This window comes from Collinsella aerofaciens, assembly GCF_040915545.1.
GTDB lineage: Bacteria > Actinomycetota > Coriobacteriia > Coriobacteriales > Coriobacteriaceae > Collinsella > Collinsella aerofaciens_BE.
Window position 1 is genome coordinate 20,087 of sequence record NZ_JBCPDH010000016.1, and the last position, 17,851, is coordinate 37,937.

The window sequence follows — 17,851 nt, forward strand, 5'->3', positions numbered from 1 at the left end:
CCCGACCGGAGGAATTGGGGAGCGGGCCGCAGGGGTATGGGATTGGAAAGCTGCGGCCCGCGGAATGGGGAACGAATTAACGGGCGACGCGGGTGCCACCGTCGGCGGCGTTGGCCACAGCGGCGATCTCGTCGGCGGTCACCAGGTTGGAATCGCCCTTGATGGTGAGTTTGAGGATCGAGGCTGCAATTGCGTAGTTGACGGCGTCCTGCGGGTCAAAGTCGTTGATGAGGGCATGGACGAGGCCGGCGTTGAAAGCGTCGCCGGCGGCAACGCCCTCGAGCACGTGTACGTCGTGAGCAGGGGAGAACCAGTGCTCACCGCTTTCGGCGTCAAAGAGCATGCCCATCCAGATGGAGCGCTCGACGCAGGAGATGTTGCGAACGACCGAAGCGACCTTTTTGCAGCCGTACTTGGCGCAGATCTGACGGGCCATCTCGACATAGGTGTCGCGCTCCTCGATGCCGTGGGCAAGGGAACCGGAAACGCAGGTCATGCCGAGGCCGGCAGGCGCATCCTCGTCGTTGGCGATGCAGATATCGACGAGCGGCAGGAGTTCCTTCATGGTGACCTGCGACTTCTCGGGCGACCACATCTTGCCGCGATAGTTCACGTCGCACACGGTGGTGATGCCCTTGGCGCGGCAGGCGGCGAGCGCCTCCTTGCAGGCGGCGGCCATCTCATCGGAGACGGCGGGGGTCACGCCGGAGAAATAGAAGACATCGATGCCCTTGAGGATCTCGTCCCAGTCAAAGACGTCGCGCTTGGCCATGTTGATGGCAGAGAACTTGCGGTCGTAGACGCAGCCGTTGCCGCGCTGCGAGGCGCCGACCTCAAACACATAGCAGCCAAGACGGTCGCCCTGACGCACGACGCGCGTGGTGTTGACGCCGTAGGCCTTCAGCGAGCGCAGAGCGCACTCGCCCAGACGGTTGGCCGGGACAACGGAGACGTAAGCGGCCTTGTCGCCCTGGTAGGCCAGAGAAAGCGCGGTGTTGGCCTCGGCGCCGCCGTAGCGGACATCAAACTCGGTCGCCTGCTCAATGCGCAGATGGTCTTTGGGCGAGAGCCTCATCATGATCTCGCCGAAGGTAAGAACCGTTTTACCCATGGTTGCGCAGCTCCTTCTTGCTCGTGCGTACACCTTTGATATGGCGTTGGCACGGAGGTGCCAAGACGGTAGGGTACATCTTTGCACCTACGTGCCAACGCTCGCCGAAATCGGTTTACGAAATCGGTTTCGTTTCGAGTTGTAGTATACTCACCTACAGCGTTTTGCAAGCGAGATTTTTAAAAAAATGCCTAAAATGGCTCAGACTGCTGACAATTGGGAAACGGGGTGCGCCATGGCGCAGATGAGAATCAAGGACATTGCCGCCGAGGCGGGCGTGAGCCCGGCCACGGTCTCGCGCTATCTCAACAACCGCCCCGGGCAGATGACCGAGGAAACCCGCGCTCGCATCGCGGCGGTTATCGAGCGCACCGGCTATCGCCCACGTGCCGCCGCACGCAATCTGCGCAGCTCGCGCGCCAACCTCATCGGCGTGATCCTGGCCGACATCGCCAACCCGTTCTCGAGCGCCATGCTCGAAGGACTTTCCGCCAGCGCCGCTGCGCGCGGCTGCTCGCTCATGACGGCCATTAGTGGCAACGACTCCGCTAAGGAAGCGGAGTCGCTCACCAGACTTATCGATGCCGGCGTGGACGGCCTGGTCGTCAACACCTGCGGAGGCAATGATGAGGCGATCGCCGCTGCCGCGGGACGCTTGCCCGTTGTGCTGCTCGACCGCGATGTTGCCGACGGCGGCATCGACTTGGTGACATCTAATAACCGTGAGCTGGTCACCGGCTTGGTAGACGCCTTGGCCGCCGCTGGCAGCGAGCGCCTGTGCCTGCTCACCGAGGCAAGCGACGACAGCCCCGTCCGTCGCGAGCGCGCCAAGGCCTTTACTGACGAGCTTTCGCACCGCGGCCTTGCGGGCGAGGTCGTCACCCTGGCCGACGGGGGCGCCACGGGCGTCGGTCGCTTGGACGAGACCATCCGCGACTATGCCGGCAAAAAGCTCGGCCTCATTGCCGTCAACGGCCTGGTTTTCCTGCGTCTGACCGAGGCGCTGGCACAGTTGGGACCCTCGTTGCCGGCCGGTCTTAAGATCTCGACGTTTGACGATTACCCCTGGAACCACGTGCTCTTTGGCGGCGTGACCACGGCCGCGCAGGACACCCTCACCATTGCCGAGCGCGTAGTCGAGCGTCTGTCCGAGCGCATCGACGTCGTTACCACTACGGTAGGCGATGCCGCAAAGCTCGCCCCCAAGCGCATCGAGATCCCCGGCCACATCGAACACCGCGCTTCGACCTCGCGCTAGTCTGTATGATAATATATAGACAATGTCATACAGGAGGTATCCATGGCTGCGTCTGTGCTGAGTGTGCGAGTGGACTCGTCAATTAAAGACTCATTTGCCGAACTGTGCGAAGAGCTTGGCATGACTTCGTCTGTTGCGGTCAATATGTTTATGAGGCAGATGCTGCGCGAGCGCTCTCTGCCGTTTGTTCCTTCACTTGGTAAAAGCTCTGCGAGCGAAAGCGCCGCGGCGGGCATTTTGGATACTGCCCAGATTGAGTCCGCCGTCCGCGAGGCAGCCAGCACGATTCCCGCCATCAAAACCGTGATTCTATTTGGTTCGTATGCCCGTGGCGAGGCGCATGCCGATAGTGATATTGACTTGCGTCTCGAAGTCGATCGCGAGCAGGGCTTTGGTCTTTTTGCGCTGTCGGCGTTTGGCGAGGCGGTGCGCAAAGAAACCGGGAGGCAGGTTGATCTCGTCTCTAGTGATCATCTTGATGACGAACTTGCCGCGGTAATCGAGCGCGAAGGAGTGATCCTTTATGATCGCGCGTAAGTCAGACAGCCTTCGCGCCCAAGAGGTTTTGGAGGCCATCTCCGAAACGAACGAGCGCATCAAGGCTTTTGATATCACCGAGGACCAGTTTCTGCATGCGAATGACGTGCGGACGAGGGCGTTGGCGGACTCCCTTTTGATGTGTGCGCTTAGGGTGACGGAAGAAGCGGGCAAATTGTCGGAACGCTCGCAGCGGCTTCATCCCGAAATTGAATGGCGTGGAATTATCGGCATGAGAAATTATCTTGCGCATGATTACGGCAATGTCGACCGCTCGGTTGTTTGGGATGCAGTGACGATGGAGTTCCCTGCGCTGGAACGAGCCTGTAGACAAATTGTCTCCGAATCTGAACGCTAGCCGCTCGTTCGCAACTGCCTGTTCGCACACGTTTTTTGAGCGCTTGATACGCTTTAACCCTGCGGAAACATTTTTCTGCGATAGTATCTGCGATATAGACCAGTCGAAACCCGCCCGAAAGAAAGGGGAGCGACATGAACCAGCAGAACATCGATTACGTACTCCGCTCCGTAGAGCAGCGTGACATCCGCTTTGTGCGTCTGTGGTTTGTCGACATTCTCGGCCGCCTCAAGAACTTTGCCATTAGCCCCGAGGACCTCGAGGTCGCTTTTGAGGAGGGTATTGGCTTTGACGGCTCGGCCATCGAGGGCTTTGCCACGCCCGAGGAAGCCGACATGCTGGCGTTTCCCGATGCTTCGACCTTCCAGATTTTGCCGTGGCGCCCGAGCCACAACGGCGTCGCCCGCGTGTTCTGCGACGTGTGCACCCCCGACCGTAAGCCCTTCGCCGGCGATCCGCGCGATGCCCTGCGCCGCATGTTCCGCAAGGCCGAGAAGGCTGGCTACCTGCTCAACGTGGGCGCCGAGCTGGAGTATTACTACTTCCCCGACGAGCACACCCCCGAGCCGCTCGACAACGTGGGCTACTTCGATCTTTCGGTGAGCGATGCCGCCCGCGACCTGCGTCGCAACACGGTCCTCACGCTCGAGAAGATGTCCGTGCCCGTGGAGTATACCTTCCACGCCGCCGGCCGCTCGCAGCACGGCATGAGCCTGCGCCACGCCGAGGCCCTGAGCATGTCCGACGCCATCACCACGGCCAAACTCATCATTAAGCAGCAGGCCTACGAGAGCGGCTGCCACGCCTCCTTTATGCCCAAGCCGTTGGCAGGCGAGGACGGCAGCGCTATGTTCCTGTGCCAGTCGCTGTTCGATCACGACGGCAATAACGTCTTTTGGGGCGAGGGCGACGAGAAGTACCATCTCTCCGACGTCGCCAAGCACTACATGGCCGGCATCCTGGCGCACGCGCGCGAGATTAGCGCCATCACCAACCCCACGGTCAACTCGTACAAGCGCATCACCACGGGCGGCGACTCCGTGCCGCAGTACGCCACGTGGGGCCTGCGCAACCGCGCGAGTATGGTCCGCATCCCGGTCTACAAGCCCGGCAAGCAGCTGTCTACGCGCATCGAGCTGCGCAGTCCCGACCCCATGGCCAACCCGTACCTGGTCAACGCCGTCACGCTGGCGGCTGGTCTGGACGGCATCGAGCGCAAGCTGGAGCTTCCGCCCGAGGCAACGGCCGAGACGCTCAAGCTCACCGACCGTCAGATGCTCGAGGCCGGTTACACGCCGCTGCCGCGCTCGCTCAAAGAGGCGCTCGACGTGTTTGAGGACTCGCAGTTTATGAAGGATGCCCTCGGCGAGCACATCCACAGTTTCTTCCTTAAAAAGAAGCGCGACGAGTGGCATAAGTTTGAGTCCACGATCACCGAGTGGGAGATTAAGCACTATCTGGCGAACTCCTAATCGCGCTGGCTTGTTCCAGTACGATTGAGCTCATTTCCTTGGAGGCCGATATGTCCGAAAAGAGTGCCCTGTTCATGGCGCGCACGACGCGCTTCCACGAGTTTGCCCGCAGCTTGACGACCACCCTGGGTGTCGAGGTGAGCCTGGCAACCCCCGATTCGCCGACTGCGGCGCACGACTTTGACCTGCTGATCCTCGACTCCGACGGCATCCGCGGCGACCGCATCGATCAGATTGCCAAGTGGCTTGACGATCGCGGCGGTGTCCCCATGTTGGTGATCGTCGACGACGAGGCGCTCGGTACCTTGCGCCTGCCCAATCACGCGCATGCCGACTTTGTATGCCCCACGGCGACATCCAACGAGCTTAAGGCTCGTGCGCAGCGCCTGATGGGCGAGGAGGAGACCGTCACCGCCGACGATGTGCTCAACATCGACAACCTTGAGATTAACCTGGCTACCTACCAGGTGACGCTCGATGATGAGCCCATCGACCTGACGCTGATGGAGTACTCGCTGCTGAGCTTTTTGGCGACGCACCCCAACCGTGCCTACAGCCGCGAGGTGCTGCTGCACCGCGTGTGGGGCTTTGAGTACTGCGGCGGCACGCGCACCGTCGACGTGCACATTCGACGCATCCGCTCCAAGGTGGGCCCGCAGATCGCGGCACACATCACCACCGTCCGCGGCGTGGGCTATCTGTTTAAGGACTAGATTTCCACCACAAAGGGGACAGGCACCTTTGTGGTGGTTTTGCCGTAGGCTGGGCCCTTTTGGGCCTGCAGCAGAACTTAAGCCTTCCTAAAAGATTGCGTTCTCATACACGTTCGCCCGCATATTGGGGTACAACTCAACGTGAACAATGATGGCCCGCCACGTGTTTGGCGGGCCTTTGGTTATTTGACGAAAGGATCGCAGCTATGAGCGAGTACGATTCCCAGCGTCCCCAGGATGCGGGCAACGCCGGCGAGACCCAGCAGCAGCCGCGCGTGCAGGTGGAGTCGACGCCTGCCGGCAGCAACATTCCCTACGTGCAGGCTTACGACACACAGACCGGCAAGCCGCTGGGCGGCCAACAGGTCGTAAACAAGCACACGGTGGTCAAGACCAAGACCAAAAAGCTGCCGATTTTCATTACAGCACTCGCCGGCTGTGCCTGCGGCGCCCTGCTGGTCATTGCGCTCATTATGAGCGGCACGCTCAACATTGGTGGCGGCAAGAATGCCGTGACGGCGGGTGCTTCGGGTTCATCGACGCAAAAGATTACGATCGATTCCGAGGACACCACGCTGGCCGAGGCCGTCTCTGCCAAGGCCTTGCCCTCCGTCGTTTCCATCACCGCCACTTCGAGCGGCAGCCAGAATGGCTCGCTTTCGCAGTCTGCTGATGAGTCGGATAGCTCGGGCAGCGTCGGTTCGGGCGTGGTGCTCGATACCGAGGGTCACATCCTTACCAACAACCACGTGGTCGATGGCTATGACCAGTACGTGGTGACCATGGACGACGGCACCACCTATGAGGCCGAGTTCGTGGGCAACGACGCCTCGAGCGACCTAGCCGTCATCAAGCTCAAGGACGCCGACGCCTCCAAGCTTACGCCGATCGAGATCGGTGATTCCTCCAAGCTCAACGTGGGCGAGTGGGTCATGGCGATCGGCTCGCCGTTCGGCAACGAGCAGTCCGTCTCCACGGGTATTGTGTCGGCGCTGTATCGCTCCACGGCTATGAGCTCTACCAGCGGCAACACTATCTATGCCAACATGATCCAGACCGATGCCGCCATCAACCCGGGCAACTCCGGCGGCGCGCTCGTTAACGACAATGGCGAGCTTGTGGGCATTAATTCGCTCATCGAGAGTTATTCGGGCTCCAGCTCGGGCGTGGGCTTTGCCATTCCGGTCAACTATGCCAAGAACATTGCCGACCAGATTATCGACGGCAAGACGCCGGTGCATCCGTACATGGGCGCTACGCTTTCGAGCGTCAATGCGCTCAACGCCCGCACCAACAAGCTGAGCACCGATAGCGGCGCGTATGTGGCGAGCGTCGTTGAGGATGGTCCTGCTGCCAAGGCCGGCATTCAGGAGGGCGATGTCATCACCAAGCTGGGCGACGACGAGATCACGAGCGCCGATGGCCTGATCATTGCTCTGCGCAGCCACGAGGTGGGCGAGAAGGTCGAGATCACACTCATGCGCGGCAAGGAAGAGAAAAAGGTCACCGTCGAGCTGGGCTCCGATGAAGAGCTGCAGAACCAGCAGCAGGACGACAGTTCGACCGACACCGGCAATGGCGGTATTACCGACGAGCAGCTGCGCCAGTACCTGGAGGAGCTGTTAGGCCAGCAGGGCCAGGGTCAGGGCTACGGCCAGGGCTACTAGCGAGCCGTTTCGCTCATACCGATGCCAGAGGGGCTGTCCCACCAACGCGGGACAGCCCCCCTTTTCTTATTGATCCGTTGGGGGCGGAGGAAAACGGATCACTTGTGGCTGGCAAGAGGCCTGGTTCGTAATGGTCTGGACAGTTAGTTCAGATACGTATAAATCTGGGGCAGCTTGGGATGCGTTTTGAGCAATTTTTGATTGGGATGGGGCTCGAATGGGTGTTTGGAAGGGAGAGTGGGACGTTTACATGGTTTCGAGGGGCTCAAATTAGTTGAAACAGGGGTGTTCGTGCCTGATCCAGCTCTAGGATTTATACGTATCTGAACTAATTGTCCACCCCGGTCTGGTGGCTGCCGATTCGGTGCGGTTCGAAAGGGCTATTCGGCCCCGTTGCGACCGGTGGTACTCTTGTATCCGTTTGAAATCGAGCGAAGGAGTGCCGCTATGGAGCAATCGAGCCTGTTTGGTGACGGTGTGGACATCGATACCGAAACGTCCGCGAGCGCGGATGCCGCCGCACCGACCGACGCCCGTGCCCAGGCGGCAGCGCGCGCGGCCGAGCTGCGCCACGAGCTCGATTACCACGCCTATCGCTACTACATGCTCGATGCGCCCGAGATCACGGACGCCGCCTTTGACAAAATGCTCGTTGAGCTGCAGGAAATCGAGGCGACCTACCCCGATCTGGTAACGCCCGACAGCTATACCCAGCGCGTGGGCGGCTACGTGAGCGAGCAGTTTACGCCGGTAACGCACATGGCACGCATGTATTCCATGGACGATGCCATGGATCTGGACGAGCTCGACGCGTGGCTCCAACGCACCGAGGATGCGCTCGGCGCCGGTAGCGTCACCTATACCTGCGAGCTTAAGATCGACGGTCTGGGCGTCGCGCTTACCTATCAAAACGGCACTTTTGTGCGCGCCGCCACGCGCGGCGACGGCACCACGGGCGAGGACGTGTCGCTCAACGTGCGTACCATCAAGGATGTGCCCATGCACCTGTCCGAGCCGGCGCTCGCCCACATGGGCGCCGATCGCGAGCGCACCATCGAGGTGCGCGGCGAGGTCTACATGCCCAAGGGCAGCTTTGTGCGCCTGAACGACGAGGCCGATGCCGAGGGGCGCGACCCCTTTGCCAACCCGCGCAACGCCGCCGCCGGCAGCCTGCGCCAAAAGGATCCCAAGGTCACGGCGCGCCGCGACCTGGCTACCTTTATCTACGCCATCGCCGATACCGACCCGCTGCATGTTCACAGTCAGCGCGAGTTTCTGGACTGGCTGCGCAGCGCCGGCTTTAGCGTCAACCCCAACGTGGCCCGTTGTGCCACGCCCGCCGAGGTTCACGAGTTCTGCGCCCAGGCGCTCGAGCATCGCGGCGACCTGAACTACGACATCGACGGCGTGGTCGTAAAGGTGGACAGCTTTCAGCAGCAGCTCGACCTGGGCTTTACTGCCCGTGCGCCGCGCTGGGCCATTGCCTTTAAGTTCCCGCCCGAGGAAAAGCAGACCGTCCTGCGCGAGATTCGCATCCAGGTGGGCCGCACCGGCGTACTCACGCCGGTCGCCGAGTTCGATTCGGTGACAGTCGCCGGCTCCACCATCGCGCGCGCCACGCTGCACAACATCGACGAGATCCGCCGCAAAAACGTGCGCGAGGGCGACACCATCATCGTGCACAAGGCGGGTGACGTGATCCCCGAGGTCGTGGGCCCGGTGCTCGATAAACGCCCGGCCGATTCGGTCGACTGGCACATGCCCGAGGTCTGCCCCGTGTGCGGTAGCCCCGTGGTCCACGAGGATGGCGAGGTTGCCTACCGCTGCGTCTCCATCGACTGCCCCGCGCAGCTCAAGGAGCGCTTGCTCCACTGGGTGAGCCGCGGCTGCATGGACGTCGACGGCCTGGGCGACGAGATCGTCGACAAGATGATCGCCGCCGGCTTGATTCACGATGTCGCAGACTTCTACCAGCTCACGGTCGATGACATCGCAGGCCTGGACACGGGGCGCACCTATGCCAGTTCCAACAGCAAAAAGGGCGTCAAGAAGGGCGACCCCATTCCGGTAGGCCTCAAGACGGCTGAGAAAATCATCGCCGAGCTCAACAAGTCCAAGAGCCAGCCGCTCGGTCGCGTGCTGTTTGCCCTGGGCATCCGCCACGTGGGCAAGAGCGTGGGCGAGGTTATCGCCGAGCGATTCCTGTCGATTGATAAGCTCATCTTGGCGAGCGAAGAGGACATCGCCGAGTGCGAGGGCATCGGTCCCAAGATTGCGGCGAGCGTCAAGCAGTTCCTGGCCGTTCCCGAAAACCTTGCCGTCCTGGAGCGCCTGCGCCAGGCGGGTCTGTCGCTCGAGGTCGACCTGGGTGCCGCACACGCGCAGGCCGCAGCCGATGCCGGCGTGGCAGGCGAGCTCGCCGACGCACAGCCGCTCGCGGGTTTGACCTTCGTGCTCACCGGCACGCTTGTCAACCGCACCCGCGACGAGGCGGGCGCGGCGCTCAAGGTGCTTGGTGCCAAGGTCTCGGGCAGTGTTTCAAAGAAGACGAGCTATCTGGTCGCCGGTCCCAAAGCGGGCTCCAAGCTCACCAAGGCCGAGCAGCTGGGCGTACCCGTGCTGGACGAGGACGCACTCGAGCAAATCTTGGCTACTGGTCAGGTGCCCCAGGCTTAGTGCATCAATAGTCAAATTGAAGAACCTCCCGGAAGCACGATGCCTTCCGGGCGGTTCTTATTTGGACGGGGCAACCGGCACCGTGATCTGTGTCATTTGGGTCGCCGGGTCGTCGCTGACGATATCGTCGATGAGGGCGATCTCGCGTGAGGGGCCAGCGGGGGACAGCCTGTGTTCGCGCATATAGCCGAGCAGCTGCTTATAGCGCGGGCCTGCTTGCCCGTGCGTGCCGCGGAAGCTTATGGTCAGGCAGCGCGCGGCGGGTCGCGTCTCGACGTCGCCCATGTACTCATCGGTGTCATCGAGCAGCAAAAAGACCTCGTCGTAGCCATCAAAGTCGCCGGCGGCCAGGCGCTCGGCGCCAATCCCGACGCCCAAGTTGCCCAGGAAGACAAAGGTCTCGTGCTGGCCCTTCTGCAGTTGACGAATTTGCCACTCCAATGCATAGGCGTCGGTGGGGTTGACGCGTTCACGCAACACGGCGCAGCGGAGCTCGGGCGCATCGATTGTGCAAATGGTGTCGAGCTCGGTGTTCAGGGCATCGTGCAGCAGGGCAAGCCGGTTATCGATCTTGCGCGACACGCGCTCCAGCTCTCGGCGCTTGCGCTCGATGAGCTCCTGCTGCTGAGCCAGCTGCCGCTGCATAAGGTCCACATCGCGCGTGGTCACAAACTCACGGATCTGCGCCAACGGCAAGTCGAGAACACGCAGGTGGCTGATGGTGTTGAGGGTGGAGAGCTGCCGCGATCCGTAGTAGCGGTACCCGCTTGCCGGATCGATGTACGCCGGGTCCAGCAAGCCCATCTGCTCGTAATGACGTAGCGTCCCCACGCTCAGGTTAAACAGGCGCGCCACCTCGCCAATGCGGAGCAGGCCCTCAGTATGTTCACTTGACGTGTCGGTCACAGGACAGCTCCTTTCAATAGGGTCGGGGAGGGCGCCAGGCTCGCGTCGCCCCGCTACGCTACCAGCTTGTCAAAAGCTCCGCGGCGGTTGAGCACGGTAAACGCGACAACACAGATGACCGCCGACACAATCGATCCGCACGGCGAAGCGATGCCCATGGGAAACAGCGTGTCGGAATAGGCGTTTGACAGCAGCCACGCGCCCGGCACGCGAATGAGCGCCACGGCCAGCACGTTGTGCGCAAAGCCGATGTAGCTCTTGCCGTATGCAGCGAAAAAGCCGCTAAAGCAAATGTGGATGCCGGCAAAGATAGCGTCGAAAATATAACTGTGCATATAGCCGGTACCGGCCGCGACCACCGCGGGGTCCTTGGCAAAAAAGCCAATAAACGCCGGCGCCACCAGCCACATCAGCACCGTGATCAGGCAGCCGTACACCACCGAGATCGTCATGGCGTCCTTGAGCACCTGACGTGCGCGGTCGCCCTTGCCCGCGCCGGCGTTTTGCGCCGTGAGCGCACTGACGGTGGCACCCATGGAACTCGGCACAATGAACAAAAAGCTGATCATCTTTTCGACCAGGCCCACGGCGGCGGCGTCGACGAGCCCTCGGTGGTTGGCGATGACGGTGATAAACATAAACGCCACCTGGATGCAGCCGTCCTGTACTGCCACGGGCACGCCGATTTTAAGAATGCTACTGAGCACCTCGGGCTGGGGGCGCAGGTCGCTGCGCTTAACATGGATGTTCGTGCGGCGGCTCCTGAGCCACACAAGCGCGAGGGCAACGCTTGCCGTCTGGGCGGTTACCGTGCCGAGCGCCGCGCCCACGGGGCCGAGCCCCATGTGGCCGATAAACAGAAAATCGAGTGCGATGTTGATGATGCATGCCACGCCGATCACGTACATGGGCGAGCGCGAATCGCCCAGGCCGCGAAAGATGGCCGAGAGAATGTTGTATGCGGCGATAAACGGAATGCCGACAAAGCAGATACGCAGGTAGGCGGCGGTGCCTTCGACCGCCTCGGGCGGCGTGCCAATGAGCGCCACAACCTGCGGGCATAGTGCAAACAAGATGACGGCCAGTACCACCGAGACGCCCATAAACAGCGTAATGGTATTGCCGATGGCGGTCTCGGCGCGATCGAAGCGACGCGAGCCCACGGCGTGGCCGACGATGACCGTCGTTCCCATGGCCAGACCCACGAGCGTCACGGTAATGATGTAGAGCGTCTGCGCGCCATTGCCCACGGCGGTGATGCCGGCGGCGCCGCTAAACTGTCCCATCATGTACAGGTCGGCCATGCCGTAGAGCATCTGCAAAAAGTACGAGAGCATATAAGGCAGGGCAAAGACCGCGATGGTCTTGAGGACATTGCCGCGTGTGAGGTCGTGTTCCATGGGCGGGGCTTTCTGGCTTGGTTCGTTTAGCTACCAGTGTAGTGAAAACCCTATAACGATTGTAGAGTCAAGGTTTATGTTGACGACGGGGCGAAAAAAGTCACGCTCCTAGCACGATGCTTTGGCCCTCTGTGCCCCTCACCTCGCCTCAAACCATCACAACATTCAACGTTTTTTGCCAAAAACGGGAAAAGCATCGAATGTTGTGATGGTTTTTCTGCCACTCGACCGGGTGGAATCGCTTTCTTGCGCACGAAGGTGTGTGGACCCGTGAGCAGGGGAATAAGGTTGGTTATCCGACTCCATTGGAGGGCTCATGGACCTGCCGATCGTCCTGTCCCATAAGACTGCCTGGCTGTACCATAACGTGGCGCGCCTGTCCGAGCCGCTCTCGCGAGCAAGCAGTCTATACGATGAGGACTCGCTTGCTAACGAGGCGGAGTCGACCGCGAGCCTGCCCAAATTGGGACTCGACGCCAAGGGGCTGAGGGCTTCAACGGCAGTTGGGATCGTTGCCGACTATCTGGTTTCTCTTGGTATTCCACGAGAAGAGCTCGATCATATTGATACGCTCGTTAACTTCGATTTTGAGCGCTCGACGCCGGCTGGATTTAGGTGCCACGTGTTTGGGGCGCCGGTACCTCCAGGCCATCTTATCGAGGTGGCAGAGGGCCTTCTAGTGGTTGATGAGGCCATGTGCTTTGTCCAAGCGGGTTCGTGGATGAGCGAGCCCGAGCAGTTGGAATATGGCTACGAAATCTGCGCCCGATACCATTTGAATCATCTGTCGACAGGCGATTATATCGAGATGGGGCAGAGGTATACCGTCGCCGATTTGATTGCTTATTGCAATGAGAACCGATCTCGTCAGGGGGCCATACGCGCAGCCGCCGTGCTCAAGCGCGTGCACGATGGCGCGCGGTCGCCCATGGAGACGGCCACCGCAATCATGGTCGTAGCAAAACGTTCCCAGGGAGGGCTGGGATACGCCAAGATCGAGCTCAACCATCGGGTCGATGTTCCCAACGAGTTCAAGTATCTCGCAAAGGCCGGGTATTTCGAGATCGACGTATATGCGCCTGCGAGCGGTACGGGGATTGAGTACAACGGCTCGGACCATCTTGATAAACAGCGCAGCGCGTCGGATGCGGAGCGTATGACCGTGCTGAGCGCGCTGGGCTTTAGGACGATCGTCCTCACCGGGACCCAGTTTGCCCATCAGCTGCAATTGCACCGGGCGATGAACGCCATCGCACTCGCTATGGGTCTCAAGTGCGACCGAAGCGAAGCGTTCCAGAAACGTCAAAACGACCTGCGAGAATTCGTGATTCGGCACTGGGACGGCGGCCTTTAGGGGCGTTCTGGCCTTTCTACGGGGTGCCGTGGGCAGGCAAGCCATCACAACATTCGACGTTTTTCGTCAAAAACGGGAAAAGCATCGAATGTTGTGATGGTCTGTGTTGAGGATGGGCTTGGGAAGTCCGTTTTGCTCGAAGCGACCTGTCCTGTCGTACGGGTGTCGGCATGATTCTCTTGTGGGGTATTATGTTTTCCGAAGAATAAAACGCCGCGCGAGGGGAGGGCTGCGTGGACGGGTACGTGCAACATGACGGTTTTGGCCGCGATATCAACTACCTGCGCATTGCCGTTACCGACAAGTGCAATTTCCGCTGCATTTACTGCATGCCGGCCGATGGCGTGGCGCCCCGTGCGCACGACGAGCTGCTCAGTGCCGAGGAAATCGCCCGCTTTGTGCGCCTGGTGGCGGGAGGGGGCATTCGCCACGTGCGCCTGACGGGTGGCGAGCCGCTGGTCAGCCGGCGCATCATCCCGCTCATTCGCGATATCCGCGCGATCCCGCAGATCGAGGACATCTCGCTTACCACCAACGGCGCCCTGCTGCCCAAGCTGGCGCCGCAGCTCAAAGATGCCGGGCTTGACCGCGTCAACATCTCGCTCGACACGCTCGACCCCGATCTGTTTGGAAAGATCACGCGCCTGGGCCGGCTCGAGCAGACCATGGCTGGCATCGACGCGGCGCTGGCTTGGGGCTTTGAGCCCGTTAAGGTCAACTGCGTTGTGGTGCGCCGGCTCAACCAGGATGTGGCGGCCCTCGCGCGGCTCACGCTCGACCGCCCCATCCACCTGCGCTTTATCGAATACATGCCCATCGGCGACGAACACACAAGTTCGCATTGCGCCGTGGACCCTCACGCACCCACGCTCAATCCCGATCTGTGGGATGCGAGCGACACCGTGCCGAGCGACGAGCTGCGAGCGCGCATCAATGCCGGGGCCGCCGCGGCGGGTCTGGGCGAGCTCGAGCCGCTCGACATCAACGACGCTCCTGCCGGCGCGGGCCCTGCGCGCTACTGGCACTTTCCGGGCGCGGCGGGAACGGTTGGTTTCATCAGCGCCATGTCCAACCATTTTTGCGCGAACTGCAACCGTCTGCGCCTGACGGCCGATGGCAACGTGCGTCCGTGCCTGTTCAGCGATGCCGAGTATTCGGTGCGCGACGCCCTGCGCCGTGGTGATGATATGCAGGTGCTTTCGATTTGGCGCGATGCCGTGGCCCACAAACCGCAGGAACACGCGATAATTGAGGGCACGCAACGATTTATGTCCCAAATCGGAGGATGATCATATGGCCAAGAGCAGGTACGCCGATGCCACCAAGGCCGCTCGCAGGGCCGCGATGTCTGCCCACAAAGACGCGGCCGCGGCAAGCGATGCCGACACGTCCGTGCAGCCGTCTGTCAGCGCTGTCGTCGAGCCCGCCCGTGACGCCCGTCGCGATGAGCTGACGCATGTGGACGCCAAGGGTGAGGTGCGCATGGTCGACGTGTCCGACAAGGCCGAGACGCATCGCATCGCCATTGCTGAGGGCACCATCCTCATGCACCCCGAGACGCAGGCCATGGTGCTGCAGGACCGCGCCAAAAAGGGCGACGTGCTTGCCTGCGCGCGCGTGGCGGGCATTATGGCCATCAAACGCACGAGCGACATCATCCCCATGTGCCATCCGTTGCTCATTACCAAGAGTAAGTGCGACATTGCGCCCATTGCTTCGGCGGGGACGCCGGCCGAGGACGTGCCCGAGGGCTGGGCGCCGGCGCGCGCGGACGGGCAGGTTGGCTTTTACGTTCTGGTTACGGCGGGCGTGACGGGCAAGACGGGTATCGAGATGGAGGCTCTGACCGGCGCGAGTGCCGCGTGTCTGACCATCTATGACATGTGCAAGGCAGTTGATCGCGGCATGGAGATCGTCGACGTGCGCCTGCTGCACAAGGAGGGCGGCCGCTCGGGCGTGTGGGATCGCGCAGAGCGTCAGGCCGCTGCTGCTGAGGCCGTGGGAGCCGCAGGCGACGCACCCGCGAGCGCACCCGTCGCCGTCGCGCCCGCAGCTCCCACTCCGGCCGTCCCCGCGATCGCGTTTATCGGCTACCAAAACTCGGGCAAGACCACGCTCGTCGAGAAGGTTATCGCCGAGCTTACTCGCCGCGGCCTGCGCGTGGGTTCGCTCAAGCATCACGGGCACCACGGCTTTGATATCGATGTGCCCGCTAAGGACACCTGGCGCCATCACCAGGCTGGATCCAAGCACGTGGGCCTCATCTGCGCCACGCGCTGGGCGGAGTACGCCGACACGCGCGAGGAGGACGAGATGCCCGCGCGCGAGTTGCTGTCACGCTACAACGATGTCGACGTGGTGATCATCGAGGGTTACAAGACCGAGGGCTTCGACAACATCGTGGTCGCGCGCTCCGGTGTCGACCGTCTGCGCGGCAAGAGCTCGCTCGACCTGGTCGACGGTCACACGCTGGCCCTTGCCTGCAACGAGGCCCTGGCGCGTCAGGCCTTCGACGCCGGCTTTGCGACCCGAGCCATCAACATCAACGATGCCCGAGCCATCTGCGATCTCATCCAAGACCACCTTCAGGCTTGACGCTGCGCCGGCCCCAAGCACCCCATCTCGCCCCTCAAGCCGTCGCTCGCGTACCAAAGTACGCGTCGCTCCTCTTTCGGGGCGACCTGGGGCACTTGGAACCGGCTCGCTGCGCTGCCATAACATGCCAAAAAGGGACAGGTTTGTTTTGGCAGGTTTTATCTGGGCAAACGTCATTTCCACCACAAAGGGGCCAGGCACCTTTGTGGTGGTTTTTGCTTTGGTAGATGTGTGGGGCATGCCTTACAATCTACCAAGTAGTTCATGACGGGCGAAAAACGGAGAGAAGGGGCTTGATGCGTCCTTAGTGTTTCTTGCTAATAGATTGATTTGACAGACGGTGGTGAATGCCCACCGCCCGTATTCGTATGAAACAAGGAGTCTCCATGCTCGCCTCTCTTTTCTCAAAGCCTCAATCATCGCTGTCCGCGCAGGCTAAGCACCTGGTGGCAATGCGCTTCCTCATATATACCGGCTTTCAGACCAGCTACTTCATCGGTGTCATCGGAACGCTCACCTATGCAGACGATGCCTCGGTTGTGGCGACATCGCTGGCCGTCCTTTTTATGAACGTATTCGTGATCTTGGGATCCTTTGCGGGTGGCGCGACGCTCGACGCCTGGGGCCCGCGCCGTCATTTCTTGCTGAGCATCGTGGGCACGCTGGCAACCGGCGCGGCAATCCTCGTTTTTGGTAGCGCGACCGGCATCGTCCTGCTCGGCGCGGCGCTCTTGGGCTTTGTGATGGGGTTTGCCCAGCCCATCGCCACATCCTATCCGGCTTACCTCACTGACGATCCTGTCGAGCTCAAAGACATCAACTCCGCCATCGCCATGCTCTCAAACGTTAGCATCATCGTTGGCCCCACACTGGGCGGCTTTGTCGCGGCGGCCGCGTCGTCGCGCGCGGTGTTCGTGCTCATGATGATCTTTACCGTACTGGCGCTCGTCGCCGGTTGGGGCTTTAGGCCGCAAGCGGGTCACGTCGCCACGCGCGAAAGCAGTCCCGCGGACAGCAGCGCAACGGCAAGTACCGCCAGTCAAAGCTCCGACTCCAGTAAATCCACCCGCGTCACCTTCGCGACCAGCATCAAGACAGTCTTCACCAACAGCGTCCTCGCCCTGCTGTTCTGCATTATTTTCCTTTCAAACTTTGGCTACGGTGCCTTTGACCCGCTGGAGTCGTTCTTCTACCGCGATGTCCTGCACGTCGGTGTTGAGTGGATGGGCTGGCTCTCGTCGGCCAGCGGTGTGGGCGCGGTGCTGGGCGCCGTCCTCGCGCTCCGCTTGCCGCCGCGCTTTGTCAGTCTCAAAACGCTGCTCGTGGCACTCATATCCGTGGGCCTGGGAAGCCTGCTCTACGTGGGAACAACGTACGTGGGCGTGGCGCTCATTGGCCAGATTGCCCTGGGCGTGGCCTGGGGCGTCGTCAACCCGCTCCACAACACGATCGTGCAAACGACGGCCCCGCTCGAGCAGCTCGGTCGCGTGAACTCGGTCATGGGTTTTGGCAACATGTTCGCCGGCGTGGCCCCGCTGGCGATTGCCCCGTGGCTGGCGGCGACGTTTGGCGTGCAGCAGACGCTCGTTGGTGCGGGCATGGTCGTGACGGCGGTTCCCGCGGCGTTGCTGCTGTTTGGACGCCGACATTTTGATCGTGCCGCAAGGCAGTAAAAACCATCACAACATTAGATGAAAATCGCGATTTTGCCGAAAAACGTCGAATGTTGTGATGGTTTGCGCTCCGGCCAGGCCACCCTTCGGGTTCGGCCACCACAAAAGGGGCCAGGCACCTTTGTGGTGGT

General features: G+C 61.4%; 14 protein-coding genes. 11 read left to right on the forward strand and 3 right to left on the reverse strand.

All coding sequences use genetic code 11. From position 1 onward, the window contains the following. Positions 1-76 precede the first annotated feature (76 nt). Complete coding sequence (locus AB5202_RS06425; protein ID WP_368143941.1) at positions 77-1,111, reverse strand: PfkB family carbohydrate kinase; 1,035 nt, start codon at positions 1,109-1,111, stop codon at positions 77-79. A gap of 235 nt (positions 1,112-1,346) precedes the next feature. On the opposite strand from AB5202_RS06425, the gene AB5202_RS06430 reads away from it, so the two are divergent. From AB5202_RS06430 to ligA, 7 genes are all read left to right on the forward strand, one after another. Continuing rightward, positions 1,347-2,369, forward strand: coding sequence for a LacI family DNA-binding transcriptional regulator (locus tag AB5202_RS06430; RefSeq protein ID WP_368143943.1), 1,023 nt, complete (start codon positions 1,347-1,349; stop codon positions 2,367-2,369). Positions 2,370-2,411: 42 nt separating this feature from the next. Beyond that, the gene (locus AB5202_RS06435; RefSeq protein ID WP_215693114.1) at positions 2,412-2,906 is read left to right on the forward strand and encodes a type II toxin-antitoxin system RelB/DinJ family antitoxin; all 495 of its coding nucleotides are present in this window, start codon (positions 2,412-2,414) and stop codon (positions 2,904-2,906) included. Then, positions 2,893-3,264 carry a HepT-like ribonuclease domain-containing protein gene (locus tag AB5202_RS06440; RefSeq protein ID WP_195621797.1) on the forward strand — a complete coding sequence of 124 codons (372 nt, stop codon included), beginning with the start codon at positions 2,893-2,895 and terminating at the stop codon, positions 3,262-3,264. The genes AB5202_RS06435 and AB5202_RS06440 overlap by 14 nt, the downstream gene beginning before the upstream one ends. Before the next feature lie 134 nt (positions 3,265-3,398). Continuing rightward, complete coding sequence (locus AB5202_RS06445; RefSeq protein WP_260699204.1) at positions 3,399-4,736, forward strand: glutamine synthetase family protein; 1,338 nt, start codon at positions 3,399-3,401, stop codon at positions 4,734-4,736. Between the two features lie 50 nt (positions 4,737-4,786). Then, positions 4,787-5,449: a response regulator transcription factor gene (locus AB5202_RS06450; protein WP_260699205.1), complete on the forward strand. Its 663-nt coding sequence runs from the start codon at positions 4,787-4,789 to the stop codon at positions 5,447-5,449. A gap of 206 nt (positions 5,450-5,655) precedes the next feature. Next, positions 5,656-7,116, forward strand: coding sequence for a S1C family serine protease (locus AB5202_RS06455; RefSeq protein ID WP_368143944.1), 1,461 nt, complete (start codon positions 5,656-5,658; stop codon positions 7,114-7,116). A gap of 447 nt (positions 7,117-7,563) precedes the next feature. Next, positions 7,564-9,792, forward strand: coding sequence for an NAD-dependent DNA ligase LigA (gene ligA, locus AB5202_RS06460; RefSeq protein WP_343001383.1), 2,229 nt, complete (start codon positions 7,564-7,566; stop codon positions 9,790-9,792). A 57-nt stretch (positions 9,793-9,849) separates the two neighbouring features. Here the strand turns inward: ligA and AB5202_RS06465 are convergent, their stop codons facing one another. Together AB5202_RS06465 and AB5202_RS06470 are read right to left on the reverse strand one after the other, a co-directional pair. Continuing rightward, on the reverse strand, positions 9,850-10,698 hold the full coding sequence (locus AB5202_RS06465) for a MerR family transcriptional regulator (protein WP_368143945.1): 849 nt from the start codon (positions 10,696-10,698) through the stop codon (positions 9,850-9,852). A 53-nt stretch (positions 10,699-10,751) separates the two neighbouring features. Continuing rightward, on the reverse strand, positions 10,752-12,098 hold the full coding sequence (locus AB5202_RS06470; protein WP_368143946.1) for an MATE family efflux transporter: 1,347 nt from the start codon (positions 12,096-12,098) through the stop codon (positions 10,752-10,754). 316 nt (positions 12,099-12,414) lie between these two features. On the opposite strand from AB5202_RS06470, the gene AB5202_RS06475 reads away from it, so the two are divergent. The 4 genes from AB5202_RS06475 (at position 12,415) to AB5202_RS06490 (ending at position 17,720) form a co-directional block, all read left to right on the forward strand. Continuing rightward, entirely contained in the window at positions 12,415-13,452 is a 1,038-nt protein-coding gene (locus AB5202_RS06475; protein WP_368143947.1) for a putative endonuclease domain-containing protein, read from the forward strand. A gap of 233 nt (positions 13,453-13,685) precedes the next feature. Beyond that, positions 13,686-14,741, forward strand: coding sequence for a GTP 3',8-cyclase MoaA (moaA, locus tag AB5202_RS06480; protein WP_368143948.1), 1,056 nt, complete (start codon positions 13,686-13,688; stop codon positions 14,739-14,741). Positions 14,742-14,745: 4 nt separating this feature from the next. Further along, the gene (gene mobB, locus AB5202_RS06485) at positions 14,746-16,047 is read left to right on the forward strand and encodes a molybdopterin-guanine dinucleotide biosynthesis protein B (protein ID WP_368143949.1); all 1,302 of its coding nucleotides are present in this window, start codon (positions 14,746-14,748) and stop codon (positions 16,045-16,047) included. Positions 16,048-16,433: 386 nt separating this feature from the next. Continuing rightward, positions 16,434-17,720 (forward strand): MFS transporter, encoded by a 1,287-nt coding sequence (locus AB5202_RS06490; protein WP_368143950.1) that lies wholly within the window; start codon positions 16,434-16,436, stop codon positions 17,718-17,720. Positions 17,721-17,851: the final 131 nt, after the last annotated feature.